The organism is Aeromicrobium sp. P2_G6, assembly GCF_056403535.1.
Window position 1 is genome coordinate 867,553 of the sequence record NZ_JBFUFH010000002.1, and the last position, 20,473, is coordinate 888,025.

Consider the following 20,473-nt stretch of genomic DNA (forward strand, 5'->3'; position numbering starts at 1 on the left):
GTCAGCGCTGGAGGACTTCCTGCCAGAACTGGATCCCGCCGTAGACCGTCAGCGCGACGATCACGGGGATGACGAGCGTCAAGGCAAGGCATCCGGCCACGCCTCCCGGCGAGACGCTGTCGTCGATCCTGACCGGGGGGAGGGGCACCCGCTCCATGTGCGCGCCGAGGTGTTGCTGGCTGCAGTACCGGAAGGTCAGGCGCTCCCCGGACACCAGCTCGTCGGGCGCGTCGTCCCACTCATTGGCGTCCACTCGCCGATGCACGCCCACGATCAGCGCCGTGTCGGTCCTCGTGTCGATCGTGGCCCGGCAGTAGTCGCAGCTGAAGGTGTCGGTCACCCGCTGATCCTAGGTCGCGCGCTCCAGCGGCTCAGCAGCCGCTACGCATGAGCTCCGGGAGCTTGCCGGACGTGACTTCCATGAACGAGACCTTGGAGGAGTTGGTGATCGTCGCCGGGGTGGCATCCCCGAACAGGAAGCCGATGTGGTCCTCGCCGACGGTGTGGAACGAGCCGGCCTGGTCGAACCCGGCCTCCTTGACGGAGGAGAGCTCGGGATAGGCGGCCTTGACCTCGGCGAGCGTGCTGCCGACTCCGACGCCTTCCAGGGTCTTGGGCCCGCCCGCCGTGACGCCGAGCGAGCCGATCGCGCCGTCCTCGTGAGTCAGCACGTCGACACCCTCGTACTGCTTCTTCCACTGCAGCTGGAACGTGCAGCCCTCGACGCCCTCGACGTCGGCGTCGAAGAACCCGGTGGCGAGCGCCTCGTCCTTTGTCATCCCGGCCCTGACGTCGCCGACCTTTCCGGGGGTCACCACCAGTCCGCTCGAGTCGGTGGGCGGTGCGGTCGTCTCAGGCGTGTCGCTGGGCGCGGAAGACGTCTGCTCGGCGGGTGTCGAGCCGCCGTCGCTGCTGGGATCGCTGCCGCATCCTGCGGTGAGCAGGGCGAGCACCGCGAGAGTGCCGAGCATGCGCTTCAATGAGTCCTCCGACCGGGCTGGGTGAGTCGACCGTAGTGGCTGGCGCCGGTGGCCGGAGGGATTTCCCCGACGGCCGCGTTGTCGGCGCCGACAGATAGGCTCATCCAGTGAGCCTCGCCGTGCGTGTCATTCCGTGTCTGGACGTCGACAACGGCCGGGTCGTCAAGGGCGTCAACTTCGTCAACCTGCGCGACGCGGGCGATCCCGTCGAGATGGCCAAGGTCTACGACGCCGAGGGCGCCGACGAGCTGACCTTCCTCGACATCACGGCGTCATCGGACAGCCGCGACACGACGTTCGACGTGGTCGGGCGCACGGCTGACCAGGTGTTCATCCCCCTGACGGTCGGCGGCGGAGTGCGTACGCCTGAGGATGTCGACCGCCTGCTGCGTGCCGGGGCGGACAAGGTCGGCATCAACACCGCGGCGATCGCGCGGCCCCAGGTCATCGCCGAGATCGCCCAGCGATTCGGCAACCAGGTCCTCGTGCTGAGCGTCGATGCGCGACGCAGCAGCGACCAGCCGAGTGGCTTCGAGGTGACGACCCACGGCGGTCGTACGTCGGCCGGACTCGACGCCGTCGAGTGGGCGCGCACGGCCACCGAGCTCGGCGCCGGAGAGATCCTGCTCAACTCGATGGACGCCGACGGCACCAAGGACGGCTTCGATCTGGAAATGATTCGGGCGGTCCGTGGCGTTACACAAGTGCCACTCATCGCGAGTGGCGGCGCCGGCCGGCTCGAGCACTTCCCCGCGGCCATCGATGCCGGCGCCGACGCAGTGCTCGCCGCAAGCGTGTTCCACTTCGGCGACATGACCATCGGACAGGTGAAAGAGACGTTGCGAGCAGCAGGACACTGTGTCCGATAGGACCACGGCGGACCCCATCGAGTCCGCCGCTCCCGATCCGGACGAGCGTGACCTCGGATCGGCCGATCACACGCATGTGACCGGCCGAGGATTCGCCCTGCTCGGGCGCGGCATCCGCGAGCAGCGATTCCTGTTCTCGCTGTCGGTCATCGGCAGCATCCTCTACGGCGCCATGACCGTCGCCGACGCCTGGGTGCTCGGCTGGGCGACCGATCACGTGATCCGCCCGTCGTTCGCGCAGGGTGAGATCGCCAAGGGAGCGCTGGCCGCCGCCATCGCGCTGTTTCTCGCCGTCGCGATCCTCCGTGCGCTTGGCATCATCGGCCGCCGGCTCATCGGCGGCATCGTGTTCTACCGGCTCATCGCCGACTACCGGCGCCGCGTCACGCGCAAGTACATCTCCCTGCCGATGGCCTGGCACCACCGTCACCCCACGGGCCAGCTGCTCTCCAACGCCAACGCCGATGTCGAGGCGACGTGGTCGGTGTTCATGCCCCTGCCGATGGCCGTGGGCGTCATCGCGATGCTCCTCGCCGCGATCATCGCGATGCTCGCCGCCGATGTCGTGCTGACGATCGTCGGGCTGATCGTCTTCCCGGCGCTGTTCGCGATCAACGTGTTCTACCAGCGCTGGCTCTCGCCCAAGGTCTCCTACGCCCAGTCGCTCCGTGGCGACGTGAGCTCGGTGGCTCACGAGTCGTTCGACGGTGCGCTGGTCGTCAAGTCGCTGGGCCGTGAGGCCGACGAGACAGAGCGGTTCACCCGCGTGACGCACGAGCTGCGTGACGCCAACATCGCGGTCGGTCGCATCCGCAGCATGTTCGACCCGTTGCTCGAGGCGCTGCCCAACTTCGGCATCCTGCTGGTCATCGTGCTCGGCGTCGGCCGGGTGGCCAGCGGCGCCGCTGACCCCGGCGACGTCGTCCAGGTCGCCTACCTGTTCACGGTCGTGGCGTTCCCGGTCCGTGCGATCGGCTGGGTGCTCGGCGAGCTGCCGCGCAGCGTCGTCGGGTGGGAGCGCGTGTCGTCGGTCCTCGAGGCCGAGGGGTCGATGGCCTACGGCTCCCGCAACCTGCCCGGCGCTGGGCCGGTGTCTCTCGACGTCGACGGCTTGACGTTCGGGTTCGCCGACGGGGATCGCGATGTCCTGCGTGGCATCGACTTCGAGGTCGAGCCCGGCAAGGTCATCGCGGTGGTCGGGGCGACCGGCAGCGGCAAGAGCACCCTGACGTCGCTGCTGACCCGGCTCGTCGACCCGCAGCACGGCGCGATCCGGGTCGACGGCCACGACATCCGCGAGCTCACCCACGCTGAGCTCGCCAAGGCGATCGCGGTCGTGCCGCAGGCCACGTTCCTGTTCGACGACAGCGTGCGCGAGAACGTCACGCTCGGCGGCGACTTCACCGATGAGGAGGTCTGGGCCGCTCTGCGTACGGTCCAGGCCGATGGGTTCGTCGCCAATCTCCCGGCCGGACTCGACGCCGAGCTCGGCGAGCGCGGCACGACGTTGTCGGGCGGCCAGCGGCAGCGACTTTCACTGGCTCGCGCGCTCGTACGCCGCCCGCGCCTGCTGGTGATGGACGACGCGACCAGCGCGGTCGACCCCGAGGTCGAGCAGCGCATCCTCAAGGCGCTCGCGGCCCACACGGCCGACGACGAGGGCCCGACGGTCCTCGTCGTGGCCTACCGCAAGGCGACCATCGCGCTCGCCGACGAGGTGGTGTTCCTCGACGAGGGCGTCATCGCCGATCGGGGCGGCCACGCCGACCTGGTGGCGCGCTCCGCCGACTACCGCGACCTCGTCAACGCCTACGACCACGCCAGGGAGGTGGAGTCATGAGCACTGCGACCGACACCGACACCCAGGCCGACCGGCTGACCGGCATCGCGATCATGCGTCGCGGCCTCGCACTCTCGCCGGCGATCAAGGACGGCCTCGGCCTGACCCTGCTGCTGGCGATGCTCAGCACGATCGGCGGGTCCGTCGTGCCGATCGTCATCAAGGAGACCGTCGACTCCGGCCTCGGCGAGGGCAACGGCACCGAGCTGAGCGACGTCGCCCCCTACCTCCTGGCTGCGCTCGCGGTGATCATCGTCTCCGGGCTGCTGGCCTACTGGATGCGCGTACGCCTGTTCGTCGCGAGCGAGCGGGGCCTCGCCCAGCTGCGCGTCGACGCGTTCCGGCACGTCCACGACCTGTCGATGCTGACCCAGAACTCCGAGCGCCGCGGCGTGCTCGTCTCGCGGGTGACCTCCGACATCGACCAGGTCTCGCAGTTCCTGCAGTTCACCGGGATCATGATGGTCGTCAGCATCGGCCAGATCATCGTGGCCACCGGCATCATGGCCTACTTTTCCTGGCAGCTGACGATCGTCGTGTGGGTGTGCTTCCTGCCGCTCGGCATCAGCCTCAGGTACTTCGCCGAGCGACTCAGCCGGGCCTACGACATCGTGCGCCGCACCGTCGGCGAGATGCTCGCGGTCATCGCCGAGCCCGTTGTCGGCGCCTCCGTCGTCCGTGCCTACGCGATCGAGCGCCGCACCCAGCAGCGCGTCGACGACGGCATCGCCCGCAACCTCGACGCCAACGTGAAGGCCCAGAAGCTCGTCGCGGTCACGTTCGCTTCCGCCGGCGTCGCGGGCGGCCTTGCCAACGCCGCGGTCATCGCGTTCGGTGTCGCGATCGGCCTGTCCGGGCAGCTGTCGATGGGCACCGTGATCGCGTTCGCGTTCCTCGTCGGCCTGTTCGTCGGCCCCGTGCAGATGGCCACCCAAGTCCTCACGGATGCCCAGAACGCCATCGCGTCCTGGCGCCGCGTGATCGACCTGCTCGACACCCCGGCCGATGTCGTCGACCCCGGCGAGGCCGGCACGACGCTGCCCGGCGGCACGCTCGGCGCCCGATTCGAAGGCGTGACGTTCGCCTATCCCGGCGGTCCTGACGTGCTCAAGGACGTCGACGTCGAGATCGCACCACGTCAGCGGGTCGCGGTCGTGGGCGAGACCGGGTCCGGCAAGACCACGTTCGCCAAGCTGCTGACCCGGCTCATGGACCCCTCGGCCGGCGTCGTACGCCTCGGAGAGACGGACATCAGCCGCGTCTCGTTCGACGACCTCCGCAAGCACGTGCTGATGGTCCCGCAGGAAGGCTTCCTGTTCGACGCCACGCTGCGCGACAACCTGCTCTACGGCAAGAAGGACGCGACGGAGACCGAGCTGCTGGACGTCTTCGACCGGCTCGGCCTGACCGACTGGTACGCTTCGCTGCCGCGCGGTCTCGACTCACAGGTCGGCCAGCGCGGCGAGTCCCTGTCGGCGGGGGAGCGCCAGCTCGTCGCGCTCGTACGCTCCGCGCTCGCCGATCCGGAGTTCATCGTGCTCGACGAGGCCACCAGCGCGGTCGATCCGCAGACTGAGCTGCGAGCCACGCGAGCGCTCGACCGACTGCTCGAAGGTCGCTCCAGCGTCACGATCGCGCATCGCCTCTCGACTGCCGAGAACGCCGATCGCGTCCTGGTGTTCGACGCAGGCCGTCTGGTCGAGGACGGCACCCACGCCGAGCTCGTCCAGCTCGGTGGCGTCTACGCCCGCCTGCACGCGAGCTGGGTCGCCCAGGCGTCGCTGTCGAGCCACCACCCGGTCGTCGACCCCGTGTGACTCCGTCACGTTCAGTGCGGCCTGAGACAATGGTGGGCGTGAGCTCCCTCGACCCTGCCATCGCCGCGCGCCTCAAGCGCGACGCCAACGGCCTCGTGACCGCCGTGATCCAGGACGCCGAGAGCCGTGACGTCCTTATGGTCGGCTGGATGGACGACGAGGCGCTCCACCGCACCTTGACGACCGGACGCGGCACCTACTGGAGCCGCAGCCGTCAGGAGTACTGGGTCAAAGGTGAGACCTCGGGCAACACCCAGGCCGTGCGCGAGGTGCGGCTCGACTGCGACGGCGACACATTGCTCGTGCTGGTCGACCAGACCGGTCCCGCCTGCCACACGGGCGCCCGCACCTGCTTCGACGCGGACCGCTTGCTGTGAATCCCCGCCGCCTCTACGCGCCTGTCGTGCTCGGTACGCTCGCAACCGGCGGGCTCGCGTTCTTCGCCGCGTCACGCACCTGGGCGCACGTGCGCGTCGCCACCGACGGCCTGCCGTCGGACTCCGTCGATGTCAGCGGGGCCGATGCCCAGCCGCTCGTGTCAGCCTTGGCGCTGGTCGTCGTGACGGCTGCCCTCGCCGTACTCGCAGCGTCGCCGCGCGTACGTCGCGGGGTCGGCGTGTTCACGGTGCTGGTGGCTGTCGGCGCCGCCATCGTGGTGCTGGTCGGCTCGTCCCTCGACAGCGCCGTCGACCGTGCGGTCGAGGCCTCACCGGCCTACACCGGCACCGGCGACCACGACTTCACGACGTCGCCCTGGAAGTTCGTCACGGCGCTCGCCTTCGTGCTCGCGGCCTTGCTCGGCGCCATCACGGCGAAGTTCGGGGCAACCTGGCCGACGATGAGCAGCCGCTATGACGCCCCGGCTGCCCGGCCGGCGGCCGCGACTCCGCAGTCCGATGCCGAGATGTGGAAGGCGTTGGACGAGGGCCGCGATCCCACCCAGTAGTCTGAGCGCAGATCACCACCACGAGGAGACTTCACCCATGCACGGATCATCGCCCGCCGCCTGGACCGCCGTCCTGCTGTGCCTCGCCGGCATCACGATCGGCGGCGTCGCTCTGATTCCCGATCCGCACTGGGTGTGGTTCATCGTGGGTTGCGTCGTCGCGGTCGGTTCAGGTCTCGTGGGCCTCGGCATGTCGGCCGCCGGCTTCGGGGTCGACCGCGCTGAGCACTCGGAGCACTGAGCGCCGCAGGCATGAGCAACGAACCGCCGCAGTACCCGAGCTATCCCGGCTCCGAGGAGCCGCACGGCCAGGAGCCGGGGCAGCAGCCGCCGCCCCCTCCTCCGGGTTACGGCCAGGCCCCGCAGGGTCCACCCGCCTACGGTCAGCCTGCCTACGGGCAGCCTGCGTATGGCCAGCCTGCGTACGGTCAGCCTGCGTACGGGCAGCCCGCGTACGGCCCGCCGGCATATGGCTACGGCTACCCGCCACAGCAGCGCACCAACGGCAAGGCCATGTGGGGCATGATCGTCGGGATCATCGCGATCGTGTTCTGCTACCTCGGCGTGCTGATCGGGCCGGTCGCGATCGTCCTGTCGGCGCTCGGCAAGAAGGACATCAAGCGGAGCAACGGCACCCAGTCGGGTGATGGCATGGCGACCGCCGGCCTGATCACCGGCATCGTCGGCACGGTGCTCTGGCTGGCCCTCGACACGTTGCTGATCCTTGCGGAGCTGAACAACTGGTGACACCAATGCCGAGGCTGGACTCCGGGCGCCGCGTGACGGCGGCCGCTCTTCGCGCCCCGGCTCTGGTCGGCGCCGCCGGCCTCGGTGCCGCTCTGCTGCTTCACCTCCACGACCCACATGAGTCGGGGTCGTACGGCTACTGCCCGTTCCTGCAGCTGACCGGCAAACCGTGCCCGGGGTGCGGGGGCCTCCGCGCCGTCAACGACCTGACCCGTGGGGACGTCGTCGGAGCGGCGAGCAGCAACGTCCTCGCGGTGGCACTGGTGGCCTCCCTCGCGGCGGCATGGGTGCTGTGGGTCGCGCGTCGGCTGCGGGGCAGGGTCGGCCCGATGATCACGCTCAACCTGCAGGCCGGCTTTGTCCTGCTCGGTCTAGTCGTGGTCTTCGGGATTCTCCGCAACACCCCATGGGGCTCCTGGCTCGCTCCCTGACGCCTACGGCGCGACAGGCTGGCCCTGGAACCGCCTGTAGGCGTACGCGCCGGCGAGCGTGACGACCGGAACAGCAGCAAGCAGGCCCACGAGGCAGAGCACCGCTCCCGCGATCAGCACCAGCCCGGCCAGCAGTCCGCTGAGCAGGCTGTTGCCGAAGTTGCGGCCGACCAGCGTGCAGCTCGATCCGATCGCCTCAACGGGTTCCTTGGCTTTGTCGACGACGAAGTAGACCGTGAAGAACGAGAAGATCGAGAAGACGAGGCCGGGCAGGACGCACGCCAGGTAGCCGACCGTGGTGATCACGCTGAGCAGCAGCCCGACCAGGAGCACCTTGGGGATGTCGAGGGCGCCAAAGGCCCGGCCGATGTCGAACGACCCGCCATCGACGACGTCCAGAGCCCCCTTGGCCATCATGGCGAACAGGATGTAGCCGATCGTGCCGGTGATGGTCTGGACGATCAGAGAAGCGATGGTCGCGCCGAGCTCGAAGTCGAACTCCCCGCCGTTCGTCACAATGCTGGGGGAAGGGGCGATGACCTCCCCGAGGATGCCGAGCACGATCGCACCAACCGCGACGATCAGCGTCGCGGCGATCATCACGCCGGCGTTCTCCTTGAACTTGCGCCAGCCGTAGCCGATCGCGTCGGGCGCGCTGTAAGGCGCCGCGCCGTAGCCGCCCGGCGCGGGCGGGTGGCCGCCGGGTGGTGGTGGCGGTGGGTAACCGCCCTCGGGCGGCGGAGTCGATCCGTAGGCCGGGAGATCATTCGTCGAGGGGTTGGGGTCTCCGGGATACGGCGGCGGCTCATTCGTCATGTCGTGAGCATAAGGGTGCCTGCTGCCGACCGGGGTCTTTCGCGGTCATCCGGTGACGTACGGCGACAGCAGCCACGACAGGAACACGAGCCCGAGCGTGGTGGCTCCGATCGTGAGCCCGACGACCGCGGTCATGTCGCCGCCCTCGTCGCCCTTCGACGCACTGATCTCGCGGCGGGCGTAGACGCCGCTCGTCACGGAGGGCACGGCCAGCACGAACGCCAGGAACGGGTGGATGAACAGGCTGGGAAACGCCGCCGCCCCCAGGATGACGCTGGCGATCGCCTTGTGGTTGGTGGGGACCCCGGCCCCGCCGTCGGGCGCACCCGGCGGCGGGGCAGGCTCCTGGCTCACGATGTGGAGAAGTCGAACGTGCCGGTCGCGAACAGGATGACCGAGATGACACCAAACACGATGGAAATGATGCCCATCACGAAGCCGGCAGTGGCCATGCCCTCGCCGGTCTGGCTGCCACCCGAGGCACGGATCTCGCTCTTGGCCTGGTTGCCCAGGATCAAGGCCGGGATGCCGGTGAAGAACCCGCAGCACAGGATCCCGATGATGCCGAGGATCATCGACCAGAGCGCCTTCTTGTTCTGCTGTGGTGGTCCGCCGTAACCGCCCGGCGCTGGCGGCGGGTAGCCGCCGGGAGGCGGCGGCGGGTAGGAAGGATAGCCACCGCCGGGAGGCGGCGGAGCCGAACCGTAATTGGGCGGTTCGCTCGGCGGCGGAGGCGGGGTCTGCGGATCGTTCGTGGACGGGTTGGGTTCGCCCGGGTAGGGAGGCGGCTCGTTCGTCGTCATGCGGAGAGCATAGTGACAAGGAGACTCCGGGGAACCCCTGCGAGACGTGACTCGGACCGGGGATACTCTTGAACAAGTCCATTGCGAGTCAGGAGGGTCCCGTGTCCGTACTCGACGAGATCTTGGCCGGTGCGGCCGAAGACCTCCGCGAGCGCATGGACGTGACCTCACTGGACGAGCTCAAGGCTCAAGCCGCTCGCCAGAAGGAAGCCCTCGACCCGATGCCGGCGTTCCGCGGCGACGGTGTCTCGGTCATCGCCGAGGTCAAACGCGCGAGCCCCAGCAAGGGTGAGCTCGCCGCGATCAAGGATCCCGCTGCGCTGGCGTCGGACTACGCCGCCGGTGGCGCCGCCGCGATCAGCGTGCTCACCGAGCAACGACGGTTCAACGGCACGCTCGACGACCTGCGGGCCGTACGCGCGAACGTCGACGTCCCGGTGCTGCGCAAGGACTTCATCACGACCTCCTACCAGCTGTGGGAGGCACGAGCTGCCGGCGCTGACATGGCCTTGCTGATCGTGGCCGCCCTCGAGCAGATCGCGTTGGAGAGCCTCATCGAGCGGGCTCGCTCGATCGGCCTCACACCGCTCGTCGAGGTGCATGACGAGGCCGAGGTCGACCGCGCGGTCGAGGCCGGCGCCGACCTGATCGGCGTCAACGCGCGCAACCTCAAGACCCTCGAGATCGACCGCGGCACGTTCGAGCGCTTGTCGCCGCGCATCCCCGACGGCGTCGTCAAGGTCGCCGAGTCGGGCGTGCGCGGACCCCATGACGTCATCGAGTACGCCAAGTGCGGTGCGCATGTCGTCCTGGTCGGCGAGACCCTCGTACGCGGCGACGACCCCCGCGCGAGTGTCGCGGACCTGGTCGCCGCAGGAGCGCACCCCGCCCTCCAGCACCGGTGGTAGCAGCGTCATCGTCTCGACGGTGACGCGCCTTCGCCCTGCCACTTCCACACCTTTGAGGACCCATGTACGCACAGCCTGACGCCACGGGGCACTTCGGACGCTTCGGCGGCCGCTTCATGCCCGAAGCACTCATCGCCCCGCTCGACGAACTCGATCACGCCTGGACCGACGCCAAGGCCGACCCGGTCTTCATGGCTGAGCTCGACCGCATGCTGCGGGAGTACGCCAACGTGCCGAGCCCGCTGTATGAGGCCCACCGCTTCTCCGAGGCTGCGGGCGCCCGCATCCTGCTCAAGCGCGAGGACCTCAACCACACGGGCGCGCACAAGATCCGCAACGTCATCGGCCAGGCCCTGCTCGCCAAGCGCATTGGCAAGCCGCGAGCCATCGCCGAGACCGGTGCCGGCCAGCACGGCGTCGCGTCGGCGACGGCCTGCGCCTACCTCGACCTCGAGTGCGTCGTCTACATGGGCGAGCTCGACACGCAGCGGCAGGCGCTCAACGTCGCGCGCATGAAGATGCTGGGCGCCGAAGTCGTCCCGGTGACGACCGGCAGTCGTACGCTGAAGGACGCGATCAACGAGGCGCTGCGTGACTGGGTCGCCAGCGTCGACACGACCTCATACCTGTTCGGCACCGCCGCCGGTCCGCACCCCTTCCCGAGCATGGTCCGCGACCTGACCAGGGGCATCGGCGACGAGGCGCGGGCCCAGGTCCTCGAGCTGGACGGCTCGCTGCCTGATGCCGCGGTCGCCTGTGTGGGCGGCGGCTCCAACGCGATCGGGCTGTTCACGGCGTTCATCGACGACGCCGACGTCAGGCTTGTCGGCATCGAGGCCGGCGGCGACGGGGTCGAGACCGGGCGCCACGCGGCGACGATCACCGGCGGCGACGTCGGCGTGCTGCACGGTGCGCGTTCGTTCCTGCTGCAGGACGAGGACGGCCAGACGATCGAGTCGCACTCGATCTCAGCAGGGCTCGACTATCCCGGTGTGGGGCCGGAGCACTCCTTCCTCGCCGACACGGGCCGCGCGTCATACGTGCCTGCGACGGACGCCGAGGCGATGTCGGCGTTCGACCTGCTCTGCAAGACAGAGGGCATCATCCCGGCGATCGAGTCGGCCCACGCACTCGCCGGCGCCCTGGCCCTCGCCAAGGAGCTCGGCCCCGACTCGACGATCCTCGTCAACCTGTCGGGCCGCGGCGACAAGGACGTGCACACCGCTGCGGAGTACTTCGGGCTGATCGACGAGCCGGTCGTGCTCGAACAGGGGGTCGAGGAATGAGCTCGATCGACGAGCTGTTCGTGCGTACCCGCGCGGCGAACCGTGCCGCGCTGGTCGGCTACCTCCCCGCGGGCTTCCCGTCCAAGGAGCTGTCGATCAAGGCCATCGAGGCGATGGTCGAGGGCGGCGTCGATCTCGTCGAGGTCGGCCTGCCCTACAGCGACCCGGTCATGGACGGCCCGACGATCCAGGCCGCTGCCGACCAGGCGCTGCGGGCCGGCACGCGTACGACCGATGTCCTCGACGTCGTGCGCGCGAGCGCTGCGACCGGCGCGCCGACGGTCGTCATGACGTACTGGAACCCGGTCGAGCGCTTCGGCGTCAACCGGTTCGCCGAGGCGCTGGCCGACGCCGGGGGAGCGGGCCTCATCACCCCGGACCTGATCCCCGACGAGGCGGAGGAGTGGGTCGCCGCGTCGGAGCAGTACGGCCTCGACCGGGTCTTCCTCGTCGCCCCGTCCTCGACTGACGAGCGGCTGGCGATGACCKCCGATGCGGCAAGCGGATTCGTCTACGCGACCGCGGTCATGGGTGTCACCGGTGCCCGTGAGCAGACCAGCGCGCTGGGCCCGGAGCTCGTCGCGCGCCTGCGCAAGGTCACCGACAAGCCGGTCGGGGTCGGACTGGGCGTGAGCAACGGAGACCAGGCTCGTGAGGTCGCCGCCTTCGCCGACGCGGTGATCGTGGGGTCCGCCCTCGTACGCTGTCTGCTGGATGCCGAGGACGAGTCCGCCGGGCTCGAGGCGATCCGCCGGCTGGCACAGGACCTGCGCGCCGGCGTCGAGAGGAACTAGCCACGTGAGCGTCGCGTCATACATCCCCAGCCCGTCTCACGGCGTCTGGGACATCGGGCCGATCCCGATTCGGGCGTACGCGCTCGGCATCATCGTCGGCGCCATCGTCGCGATCATGATCGGCGAGCGACGGTTCCAGGCACGGGGCGGTCGCGAAGGCCTGATCGGCGACGTCGCGATCTGGGCGATCCCGTTCGGCATCGTCGGCGCTCGGATGTACCACGTGGCGACCGACCCGGAGCTCTACTTCAGCGACGGCAAGCACCCGATCAACGCGCTCAAGATCTGGGAGGGCGGCCTCGGCATCTGGGGCGCCATCGCGGGCGGGGCCCTGGGGGCATACATCGCCTGCCGTCGATACGGCGTCTCGTTCTCGTCGGTGGCCGACGCGCTCGCGCCCGGGCTGCTGGTGGCCCAGGCGATCGGCCGCATCGGCAACTACTTCAACCAGGAGCTGTTCGGCAAGCCGACGACCAAGCCGTGGGGCCTGGAGATCGACCTGGACAGGCGCCCCGACGGCTACACGCAGTTCGCGACGTTCCACCCCACATTCCTCTACGAGCTGCTGTGGAACCTCGCCGCGGCCGCGCTGATCATCGCGATCGACCGCAAGGTCAGGCTCACCGGCGGGCGGGCGTTCGCGCTCTACGCGATGCTCTACACGTCCGGGCGGGTGTGGATCGAGGCGCTGCGCATCGACACCGCCAACCACATCGGCCCGTTCCGCCTCAACATCTGGACGTCGATCATCGTGTTCGCGGTGGCGGCGACCTACTTCGTCGCGACCCGCAAGCGGTCGCGCTCCGAGGAGCCCGTTGCCAAGGCGACCGACGAGGAGTCGGTGCCAGAGTCGGTCGACGCGCCGGCTGACGAGAGCACGGACGAGTCGGAATCGGCCAGCTAGCCGTGGACGCGTCCATCGTGCTGACTCGCCTCTGTGCCGCGATCGACGAGCGCAGGTGGCACGACCTCCCGGCATTGCTCCACGATGACTTCGTCTGCCGATACGTTCACACGGGCGAGACCTTTGACGGCGAGTCGTGGGTGCGTCTCAACGCCGACTATCCCGGATTCGACCGTATGACCGTGGAGGACCTGGTCGGATCGAAGGATCGCGCCGTGGCTCGTTGTCACGTGACGGGTCGTGCCGACGGTCAGCTGATCCACTTCGAGGTGGCAACGTTCGTCACGGTTCACGATGGTCGGATCTCGGAGATGACCGAGGTGTGGACCGACGTGGCTCAAACCCCTCCGGCCGGCACTCGACCGGGTTGACGCACCTTCGGGGGGCATCGCCAGCATCCGTCGACCGCAACCTCAGGAAAGCCTGACCTTTGGTGCGCGATCGCACTGTCGGACGTACGTTTTCATCATGACCGAAGCAGTCGAGAGCACCGAACCCATGCCTGATCCTGACCATGTCGACCACGAGCACCCCGACGTCACGGGCGGCTGGCTCCGGCCCGCGGTGTTCGGCGCGATGGACGGGCTGGTGTCGAACTTCGCGCTGATCATGGGCGTCGTTGGTGGAAGTAGCGCCAACGACACCAAGCCGGTCGTCCTTGCGGGTCTCGCGGGGCTGGCTGCGGGATCATTCTCGATGGCGGCGGGGGAGTACACCTCGGTGGCCAGCCAGAGCGAATTCGCTCTGGCGCAGGTCGACATCGAGCGCGACGAGATCCTCAACAACGAGCACGCCGAAGAGGCTGAGCTCGCTGTGATGTTCGTCGAGAAGGGCGTCGACGAGAAGGTCGCTCGCGAGGTGGCGTCTCAGATCCACCGTGACCCGGAGAACGCCGTTAGGGTCCATGCCCGCGAGGAGTTCGGCGTCGACGTCGACGACCTGGCCTCGCCGATGCTCGCGGCGGTGTCGTCGTTCTTCTCGTTCGCGCTGGGTGCACTGCTCCCGGTGTTCCCCTACCTGATCGGCATCGAGTCGCCCTGGACAGCGATCGCTCTCTCGCTCGTGGCGCTGTTCGCCTGCGGTGCGATCGTCACGCGCATCACGGCGCGGTCGTGGTGGTACGGCGGCATCCGACAGCTCGTGCTGGGCGGCGCGGCGGCCGGACTCACCTACCTCGTCGGCGACGCCGTGGGCGGCGCGATCGGCTGATGCGGCATCCACGGCGTCCGCCGTGTAGCCTTGATCTGCTGTCCGAGGCCAACGTCGTCCCCGGTACGAGAATTTTCGTGATCCTGATGACGTGAAGTGAGGCCCATGGTGCGCGCCCCCCTCTATTCGGCTCAGCCTCCTGCGCAAGGTCTGTACGACCCGCAGAACGAGCACGACGCCTGTGGTGTCGCCTTCGTCGCGACGCTGACCGGTGTGCCGAGCCACGAGATCGTCCTCCAGGGCCTCACCGCCCTGCGCAACCTCGACCACCGCGGAGCCGTCGGTGGCGACCCGGACACCGGCGACGGCGCCGGCATCATGATCCAGGTCCCCGACGCCTTCCTGCGGGGAGTCAGCGGAGTCGAGCTGCCCGACGCCGGCACGTACGCCGTCGGCCTGGCATTCCTGCCGACGGACGAGACCGAGGCCGCCGAGGCACGCGTCAGGTTCGAGGAGATCGCGACTGAGGAGGGCCTCACGGTCCTGGGTTGGCGCGACGTGCCGATCGAGCCCGAGGTGCTGGGCCACGGCATGTCCCGCGCCGCCATGCCGGCCTTCGCCCAGGTCTTCGTGACTGCGACGGGTGAGGCGCAGAGCGGGATCCAGCTCGACCGCACGGCGTACTGCCTGCGCAAGCGCGCCGAGCACGAGCTCGCGGTCTACTTCCCCTCGCTGTCGAGCCGCACACTCGTCTACAAGGGCATGCTGACGCCGGAGCAGCTCGAGGGATTCTTCCCCGACCTGGCCGACCCGCGCATGGAGTCGGCGATGGCGATTGTCCACAGCCGCTTCTCGACCAACACGTTCCCGAGCTGGCCGCTGGCCCACCCGTTCCGCTTCATCGCGCACAACGGCGAGATCAACACCGCGCGGGGCAACCGCAACTGGATGCGGGCACGCGAGGCGCTCCTCGAGAGCGACCTCATCCCGGGCGACCTGAACCGGCTCTTCCCGGTCTGCGACCCGCTCGGCAGCGACACCGCGTCGTTCGACGAGGTGCTCGAGCTGCTGCACCTCGGCGGCCGCAGCCTGCCGCACGCCGTGATGATGATGATCCCCGAGGCGTGGGAGAACGACGACGACATGGACCCGGCCCGCCGGGCGTTCTACGAGTTCCACTCCTCCGTCATGGAGCCGTGGGACGGGCCTGCCGCGATCGCGTTCACCGACGGCAACCAGATCGGCGCGGTCCTCGACCGCAACGGCCTGCGCCCCGGCCGCTACTGGGTCACCGAGGACGGGCTCGTGGTGCTCGCCTCCGAGGCCGGAGTGCTCGACCTCGACCAGAAGACCATCACCCGCAAGGGCCGCCTCGAGCCGGGCAAGATGTTCCTGCTCGACCTCGACGAGCACCGCATCATCGAGGACCACGAGATCAAGAACACGCTCGCCTCGGAGCACCCGTACGACGAGTGGCTCTACTCCGGGCTCGTGCGGTTCGAGGACCTGCCCGACCTCGAGCACATCGTGCACACGCACGCGTCGGTCACCCGGCGCCAGCAGGTGTTCGGCTACACCGAGGAGGAGCTGCGGATCCTCATCGCGCCGATCGCCCGCACCGGCGCCGAGGCCATCGGCTCGATGGGCACCGACACGCCCATTGCCGCGATCTCGGACCGCCCGCGTCAGCTGTTCGACTACTTCTCACAGCTGTTCGCCCAGGTCACCAACCCGCCGCTCGACGCGATCCGCGAAGAGGTCGTCACCTCGCTGGCCGGCACGATTGGTCCTGAGCGCAACCTGCTCGCGCCCAGCCCGGCGTCCTGCCGCATGTTGCAGCTGCCGTTCCCGGTGCTCGACAACGACGAGCTCGCCAAGATCCGGCACATGAACAAGGACGGCGACATGCCGGGCTTCTCCGTCCACGTCGTGCGCGGTCTGTACGACGTCCACGGCGGAGGCGCGGCGCTCAAGGCCAAGCTCGACGAGATCTGCGCTGAGGTGTCGCGAGCCATCACCGAGGGTGGCGCCCGGATCATCGTGCTCTCGGACCGCCACTCCAACGCCGACCTTGCGCCGATCCCGTCGCTCCTGCTGACCGGTGCAGTGCACCACCACATGGTGCGGGAGAAGCTGCGTACGCAGGCCGGGCTCATCATCGAGGCCGGTGACGTCCGCGAGGTGCACCACGTCGCGCTGCTGATCGGTTACGGCGCGACCGCCGTCAACCCCTACCTCGTGCTCGAGTCCGCCGAGGACCTCGCCCGCGAGAAGGTCTTCGTCGAGGGCGTCGAGCCCAGCAAGGCGCTGCGCAACGTCGCCTATGGCCTCGGCAAGGGCGTCCTCAAGGTCATGAGCAAGATGGGCGTCTCGACCGTCGCGTCCTACACCGGCGCCCAGATCTTCGAGGCCGTCGGGCTGTCGCCCGAGCTCGTCGATGCGTACTTCACCGGCACGTCGTCCAAGCTCGGCGGCGTCGGCCTGGACGTGCTGGCGCAGGAGGTCCGCTCACGCCACCTCAAGGCATACCCGACGAGCGGCATCGCAGCGTCGCGTCGCCATCTCGAGGTCGGCGGCGAGTACCAGTGGCGTCGTGAGGGACCGGAGCACCTGTTCGATCCCGAGACGGTCTTCCGCCTCCAGCACTCCACACGCACGGGCAGCTACGAGATCTTCAAGCAGTACACGTCTCGCGTCGACGATCAGTCCGAGCGGCTCATGACCCTGCGCGGGCTCTTCAGCTTCCGGGACGGCGAACGCCCGCCCGTGCCGATCGACGAGGTCGAGCCGGTGTCCGAGATCGTCAAGCGGTTCTCGACCGGCGCGATGTCGTACGGCTCGATCAGCCAGGAGGCGCACGAGACCCTGGCCATCGCGATGAACCGCCTCGGCGGCAAGTCCAACACCGGCGAGGGTGGCGAGGACCCCGAGCGCCTGTACGACCCGGAGCGCCGCTCCGCGATCAAGCAGGTCGCGTCGGGCCGCTTCGGTGTCACGTCGGAATACCTCACGAACGCCGACGACCTGCAGATCAAGATGGCGCAGGGCGCCAAGCCCGGCGAGGGCGGCCAGCTGCCCGGCCCCAAGGTCTATCCCTGGGTCGCCAAGACGCGTCACTCCACGCCCGGCGTCGGGCTCATCTCGCCGCCGCCGCACCACGACATCTACTCGATCGAGGACCTCAAGCAGCTCATCCACGACCTCAAGAACGCCAACCCCGCGGCACGCGTGCACGTCAAGCTCGTGTCGGAGATCGGTGTCGGCACGGTCGCGGCGGGTGTCTCGAAGGCCAAGGCCGACGTCGTCCTCATCTCGGGCCACGACGGCGGCACCGGCGCATCCCCGCTGACGTCGCTGAAGCACGCCGGTGGACCGTGGGAGCTCGGCCTGGCCGAGACCCAGCAGACCCTGCTGCTCAACGGGCTGCGCGACCGCATCGTCGTGCAGGCCGACGGCCAGCTCAAGACCGGCCGCGACGTCATGATCGCCGCGCTACTCGGCGCTGAGGAGTTCGGCTTCGCCACGGCTCCGCTCGTCGTGAGCGGCTGCATCATGATGCGCGTGTGCCACCTCGACACGTGCCCTGTCGGTGTCGCGACGCAGAACAAGGCGCTGCGCGAGAAGTACGCCGGCAAGGCCGAGTACGTCGTCAACTTCTTCGAGTTCATCGCCCAGGAAGTGCGGGAACTGCTGGCGCGGCTCGGCTACCGGTCGATCGCGGAGGCGGTCGGCCACGCAGAGATGCTGGACATCCGCAAGGCCGTCGACCACTGGAAGGCCGACGGGCTCGACCTGACGCCGATCCTCTACGTCCCGGAGCTCCCTGAGGGAGCGGCCCTGCACAACACGACGGGCCAGGACCACAGTCTCGACAAGGCGCTCGACAACGAGCTCATCGCACTCAGCGCCGATGCGCTCGAGAGCGGCGAGCCGGTGCGCGCGCAGGTCGAGATCCGCAACGTCAACCGTACGGTCGGCACGATGCTCGGCCACGAGGTCACCAAGCGCTACCGCGGTGAAGGCCTGCCGGAGAACACGATCGACATCACGTTCCTCGGCTCGGCCGGCCAGTCCTTCGGCGCGTTCGTGCCCAAGGGCGTCACGCTGCGGCTCGAGGGCGATGGCAACGACTACGTCGGCAAGGGCCTGTCCGGCGGCCGGATCGTCGTGCGCCCGCCGCGCGAGGTCCAGTTCACCGCTGAGGCGCAGATCGTGGCCGGCAACGTCATCGGATTCGGCGCCACCAGCGGCGAGATCTTCCTGCGCGGCAAGGTCGGCGAACGCTTCTGCGTCCGCAACTCCGGTGTCAGCGCCGTCGTCGAGGGCGTCGGCGACCACGCCTGCGAGTACATGACGGGTGGCCGTGTGGTCATCCTCGGTCCGACCGGGCGCAACGTCGCCGCAGGAATGAGCGGCGGTGCGGCGTACGTCCTGGATCTCGACGAGACGCGGGTCAACATGGACATGGTCGAGCTGAGGCCTGTCGAGGGTGCCGCCGCGGGGGACCTGCGAACGCTGGTCCAGAAGCACATGGAGGAGACCGGCTCGGTCGTCGCGGAGCAGCTGCTCGGCAGCTGGGAGCAGTCGCTCACCCGATTCACCGAGATCATGCCGGTCAACTACCGGCTGGTGCTCGAGGCGCGCGACGCCGCCGAGTCCGAAGGACTGTCCGAGGAAGACACGACCGCACGCATGATGGAGGTGGCCGCACGTGGCTGATCCCCGAGGATTCATCACGACGCCCCGCAAGGTTGCCGAACGGCGCCCCGTGGAGGAGCGCGTCAACGACTGGAACGAGGTCTACCCCGGTGGGCCCGGCCGCGCCTTGCTGCCGATCATCACCGAGCAGGCCGGCCGCTGCATGGACTGCGGCATCCCGTTCTGCCACTCCGGCTGCCCCTTGGGCAACCTGATCCCCGAGTGGAACGACCTCGTGTGGCGTGAGGACTGGGACGAGGCGCTCGACCGGCTCCACGCGACCAACAACTTCCCGGAGTTCACCGGGCGGCTGTGCCCCGCGCCGTGCGAGACGGCCTGCGTCGTCGGCATCAACCGCGACGCCGTCACGATCAAGAACGTCGAGGTCTCGATCATCGACAAGGCGTGGGACGACCGTCAGGTCCGCCCCGAGCCGCCCGAGTGGCTGACCGGCAAGACCGTCGCGGTCGTCGGCTCCGGCCCCGCGGGCCTCGCGGCCGCGCAGCAGCTCACCCGTGCGGGCCACACCGTCGCGGTGTACGAGCGCGACGACAAGCCCGGCGGACTGCTTCGCTACGGCATCCCCGAGTTCAAGATGGAGAAGATCCAGGTCGATCGTCGCATCGACCAGATGCAGCGCGAGGGCACGGTGTTCCGTACCGGCGTGCAGGTCGGCGACACGTTGACCGGCCACCAGCTGCGCGACCGCTACGACGCCGTGGTGCTCGCGATCGGCGCAACCGTGCGCCGTGAGCTGCCGGTCCCGGGCCGCGAGCTCGCGGGCATCCATCAGGCGATGGAGTTCCTCCCGCAGGCCAACCGCGTTGCGCTGGGCGAAGAGGTCGAGAACCAGATCGTCGCGACCGGCAAGGACGTCATCATCATCGGTGGCGGCGACACGGGCGCGGACTGCCTCGGTACGTCGGTCCGTCAGGGCGCGAAATCCATCACGCAGCTCGAGATCATGCCCAACCCCGGCACGGATCGTCCGGAGTCGCAGCCGTGGCCGACGTACCCGATGATCTACCGCGTCTCGTCCGCGCACGAAGAGGCGGGGGACCGGGTCTACTCGGTCTCGACCAAGGAGTTCATCGGCGATGACGGGCAGGTCAGTGGCCTGCGGCTCGTCGAGGTCGAGATGGTGGACGGGAAGTTCCAGGAGGTCGACGGCTCCGAGCGGGTCGTCCCCGCTCAGCTCGTGCTGTTCGCGATGGGCTTCACGGGTCCCGAGAAGGAGGGCCTGGTCGACCAGCTCGGTGTGGAGCTGGACGAACGCGGCAACGTCAAGCGCGACAAGAAGTACATGTCGAGCGTCGAGGGCGTCTTCGTCGCCGGAGATGCCGGACGCGGGCAGTCGCTCATCGTCTGGGCGATCGCCGAGGGCCGTTCCGCGGCCGCCGGAGTGGACGCGTTCCTGTCCGGATCGACCAACCTGCCGGCCCCGATCCCACCCAACGCACGCCCGCTGACGGTGTGACGTGATGT

The 20,473-nt window shown here is 69.0% G+C and carries 21 protein-coding genes; 16 read left to right on the top strand and 5 right to left on the bottom strand.

Annotated elements, in window-relative coordinates; all coding sequences use genetic code 11:
- Position 1: 1 nt before the first annotated feature.
- Complete coding sequence (locus AC1DVU_RS10820; RefSeq protein WP_476922434.1) at positions 2–340, bottom strand: hypothetical protein; 339 nt, start codon at positions 338–340, stop codon at positions 2–4.
- Between the two features lie 31 nt (positions 341–371).
- Positions 372–980, bottom strand: coding sequence for a hypothetical protein (locus tag AC1DVU_RS10825; protein WP_476922435.1), 609 nt, complete (start codon positions 978–980; stop codon positions 372–374).
- A gap of 107 nt (positions 981–1,087) precedes the next feature.
- Between AC1DVU_RS10825 and hisF the strand changes: the two genes are divergently transcribed.
- The 8 genes from hisF to AC1DVU_RS10865 are packed head-to-tail and all read left to right on the top strand — an operon-like array spanning position 1,088 to position 7,630.
- Positions 1,088–1,849, top strand: coding sequence for an imidazole glycerol phosphate synthase subunit HisF (gene hisF, locus AC1DVU_RS10830; protein WP_476922436.1), 762 nt, complete (start codon positions 1,088–1,090; stop codon positions 1,847–1,849).
- Entirely contained in the window at positions 1,839–3,689 is a 1,851-nt protein-coding gene (locus tag AC1DVU_RS10835) for an ABC transporter ATP-binding protein (protein WP_476922437.1), read from the top strand. The genes hisF and AC1DVU_RS10835 overlap by 11 nt, the downstream gene beginning before the upstream one ends.
- Positions 3,686–5,506: an ABC transporter ATP-binding protein gene (locus AC1DVU_RS10840; protein ID WP_476922438.1), complete on the top strand. Its 1,821-nt coding sequence runs from the start codon at positions 3,686–3,688 to the stop codon at positions 5,504–5,506. Before AC1DVU_RS10835 ends, AC1DVU_RS10840 begins: the two co-directional genes overlap by 4 nt.
- 29 nt (positions 5,507–5,535) lie before the next feature.
- Entirely contained in the window at positions 5,536–5,883 is a 348-nt protein-coding gene (gene hisI, locus AC1DVU_RS10845; protein ID WP_476922475.1) for a phosphoribosyl-AMP cyclohydrolase, read from the top strand.
- On the top strand, positions 5,880–6,452 hold the full coding sequence (locus tag AC1DVU_RS10850; protein ID WP_476922439.1) for a Trp biosynthesis-associated membrane protein: 573 nt from the start codon (positions 5,880–5,882) through the stop codon (positions 6,450–6,452). The genes hisI and AC1DVU_RS10850 overlap by 4 nt, the downstream gene beginning before the upstream one ends.
- A 37-nt stretch (positions 6,453–6,489) precedes the next feature.
- Positions 6,490–6,693, top strand: a complete 204-nt coding sequence (locus AC1DVU_RS10855) for an HGxxPAAW family protein (protein ID WP_476922440.1) — start codon at positions 6,490–6,492, stop codon at positions 6,691–6,693.
- 11 nt (positions 6,694–6,704) lie between these two features.
- The gene (locus AC1DVU_RS10860; protein WP_476922441.1) at positions 6,705–7,199 is read left to right on the top strand and encodes a DUF4190 domain-containing protein; all 495 of its coding nucleotides are present in this window, start codon (positions 6,705–6,707) and stop codon (positions 7,197–7,199) included.
- Positions 7,200–7,204: 5 nt separating this feature from the next.
- Positions 7,205–7,630 carry a DUF2752 domain-containing protein gene (locus AC1DVU_RS10865; RefSeq protein ID WP_476922442.1) on the top strand — a complete coding sequence of 142 codons (426 nt, stop codon included), beginning with the start codon at positions 7,205–7,207 and terminating at the stop codon, positions 7,628–7,630.
- A 3-nt stretch (positions 7,631–7,633) separates the two neighbouring features.
- On the opposite strand, the gene AC1DVU_RS10870 is transcribed toward AC1DVU_RS10865, so the two are convergent.
- From AC1DVU_RS10870 to AC1DVU_RS10880, 3 genes are read right to left on the bottom strand one after another with little or no spacing between them, the layout of a single operon-like run.
- Positions 7,634–8,446, bottom strand: a complete 813-nt coding sequence (locus tag AC1DVU_RS10870) for a hypothetical protein (RefSeq protein WP_476922443.1) — start codon at positions 8,444–8,446, stop codon at positions 7,634–7,636.
- A gap of 45 nt (positions 8,447–8,491) precedes the next feature.
- Positions 8,492–8,800 (bottom strand): hypothetical protein, encoded by a 309-nt coding sequence (locus tag AC1DVU_RS10875; protein WP_476922444.1) that lies wholly within the window; start codon positions 8,798–8,800, stop codon positions 8,492–8,494.
- Complete coding sequence (locus AC1DVU_RS10880) at positions 8,797–9,249, bottom strand: DUF4190 domain-containing protein (protein WP_476922445.1); 453 nt, start codon at positions 9,247–9,249, stop codon at positions 8,797–8,799. The genes AC1DVU_RS10875 and AC1DVU_RS10880 overlap by 4 nt, the downstream gene beginning before the upstream one ends.
- Positions 9,250–9,350: 101 nt before the next feature.
- Between AC1DVU_RS10880 and trpC the strand changes: the two genes are divergently transcribed.
- The 8 genes from trpC (at position 9,351) to AC1DVU_RS10920 (ending at position 20,465) form a co-directional block, all read left to right on the top strand.
- Complete coding sequence (gene trpC / locus AC1DVU_RS10885; RefSeq protein ID WP_476922446.1) at positions 9,351–10,157, top strand: indole-3-glycerol phosphate synthase TrpC; 807 nt, start codon at positions 9,351–9,353, stop codon at positions 10,155–10,157.
- Positions 10,158–10,219: 62 nt separating this feature from the next.
- Positions 10,220–11,443 (top strand): tryptophan synthase subunit beta, encoded by a 1,224-nt coding sequence (gene trpB / locus AC1DVU_RS10890; RefSeq protein WP_476922447.1) that lies wholly within the window; start codon positions 10,220–10,222, stop codon positions 11,441–11,443.
- Positions 11,440–12,237 (top strand): tryptophan synthase subunit alpha, encoded by a 798-nt coding sequence (trpA, locus tag AC1DVU_RS10895; RefSeq protein WP_476922448.1) that lies wholly within the window; start codon positions 11,440–11,442, stop codon positions 12,235–12,237. The genes trpB and trpA overlap by 4 nt, the downstream gene beginning before the upstream one ends.
- 4 nt (positions 12,238–12,241) lie before the next feature.
- Positions 12,242–13,141, top strand: a complete 900-nt coding sequence (gene lgt / locus AC1DVU_RS10900) for a prolipoprotein diacylglyceryl transferase (protein ID WP_476922449.1) — start codon at positions 12,242–12,244, stop codon at positions 13,139–13,141.
- A 17-nt stretch (positions 13,142–13,158) separates the two neighbouring features.
- On the top strand, positions 13,159–13,512 hold the full coding sequence (locus tag AC1DVU_RS10905; RefSeq protein WP_476922450.1) for a nuclear transport factor 2 family protein: 354 nt from the start codon (positions 13,159–13,161) through the stop codon (positions 13,510–13,512).
- Positions 13,513–13,609: 97 nt separating this feature from the next.
- The gene (locus AC1DVU_RS10910) at positions 13,610–14,350 is read left to right on the top strand and encodes a VIT1/CCC1 transporter family protein (protein ID WP_476922451.1); all 741 of its coding nucleotides are present in this window, start codon (positions 13,610–13,612) and stop codon (positions 14,348–14,350) included.
- A gap of 105 nt (positions 14,351–14,455) precedes the next feature.
- Positions 14,456–19,009 (top strand): glutamate synthase large subunit, encoded by a 4,554-nt coding sequence (gene gltB, locus AC1DVU_RS10915; protein ID WP_476922452.1) that lies wholly within the window; start codon positions 14,456–14,458, stop codon positions 19,007–19,009.
- Positions 19,002–20,465: a glutamate synthase subunit beta gene (locus tag AC1DVU_RS10920; protein ID WP_476922453.1), complete on the top strand. Its 1,464-nt coding sequence runs from the start codon at positions 19,002–19,004 to the stop codon at positions 20,463–20,465. Before gltB ends, AC1DVU_RS10920 begins: the two co-directional genes overlap by 8 nt.
- Positions 20,466–20,473: the final 8 nt, after the last annotated feature.

What these genes read in the sequence shown, in the direction of transcription:
- gltB (WP_476922452.1), top strand. Translation starts at nt 14,456, where the DNA reads ATGGTGCGCGCCCCCCTCTATTCGGCTCAGCCTCCTGCGCAAGGTCTG.
- AC1DVU_RS10840 (WP_476922438.1), top strand. Translation starts at nt 3,686, where the DNA reads ATGAGCACTGCGACCGACACCGACACCCAGGCCGACCGGCTGACCGGC.
- AC1DVU_RS10860 (WP_476922441.1), top strand. Translation starts at nt 6,705, where the DNA reads ATGAGCAACGAACCGCCGCAGTACCCGAGCTATCCCGGCTCCGAGGAG.
- AC1DVU_RS10910 (WP_476922451.1), top strand. Translation starts at nt 13,610, where the DNA reads ATGACCGAAGCAGTCGAGAGCACCGAACCCATGCCTGATCCTGACCAT.
- AC1DVU_RS10870 (WP_476922443.1), bottom strand. Translation starts at nt 8,446, where the DNA reads ATGACGAATGAGCCGCCGCCGTATCCCGGAGACCCCAACCCCTCGACG.
- trpB (WP_476922447.1), top strand. Translation starts at nt 10,220, where the DNA reads ATGTACGCACAGCCTGACGCCACGGGGCACTTCGGACGCTTCGGCGGC.
- AC1DVU_RS10865 (WP_476922442.1), top strand. Translation starts at nt 7,205, where the DNA reads ATGCCGAGGCTGGACTCCGGGCGCCGCGTGACGGCGGCCGCTCTTCGC.
- AC1DVU_RS10880 (WP_476922445.1), bottom strand. Translation starts at nt 9,249, where the DNA reads ATGACGACGAACGAGCCGCCTCCCTACCCGGGCGAACCCAACCCGTCC.
- AC1DVU_RS10855 (WP_476922440.1), top strand. Translation starts at nt 6,490, where the DNA reads ATGCACGGATCATCGCCCGCCGCCTGGACCGCCGTCCTGCTGTGCCTC.
- hisI (WP_476922475.1), top strand. Translation starts at nt 5,536, where the DNA reads ATGGTGGGCGTGAGCTCCCTCGACCCTGCCATCGCCGCGCGCCTCAAG.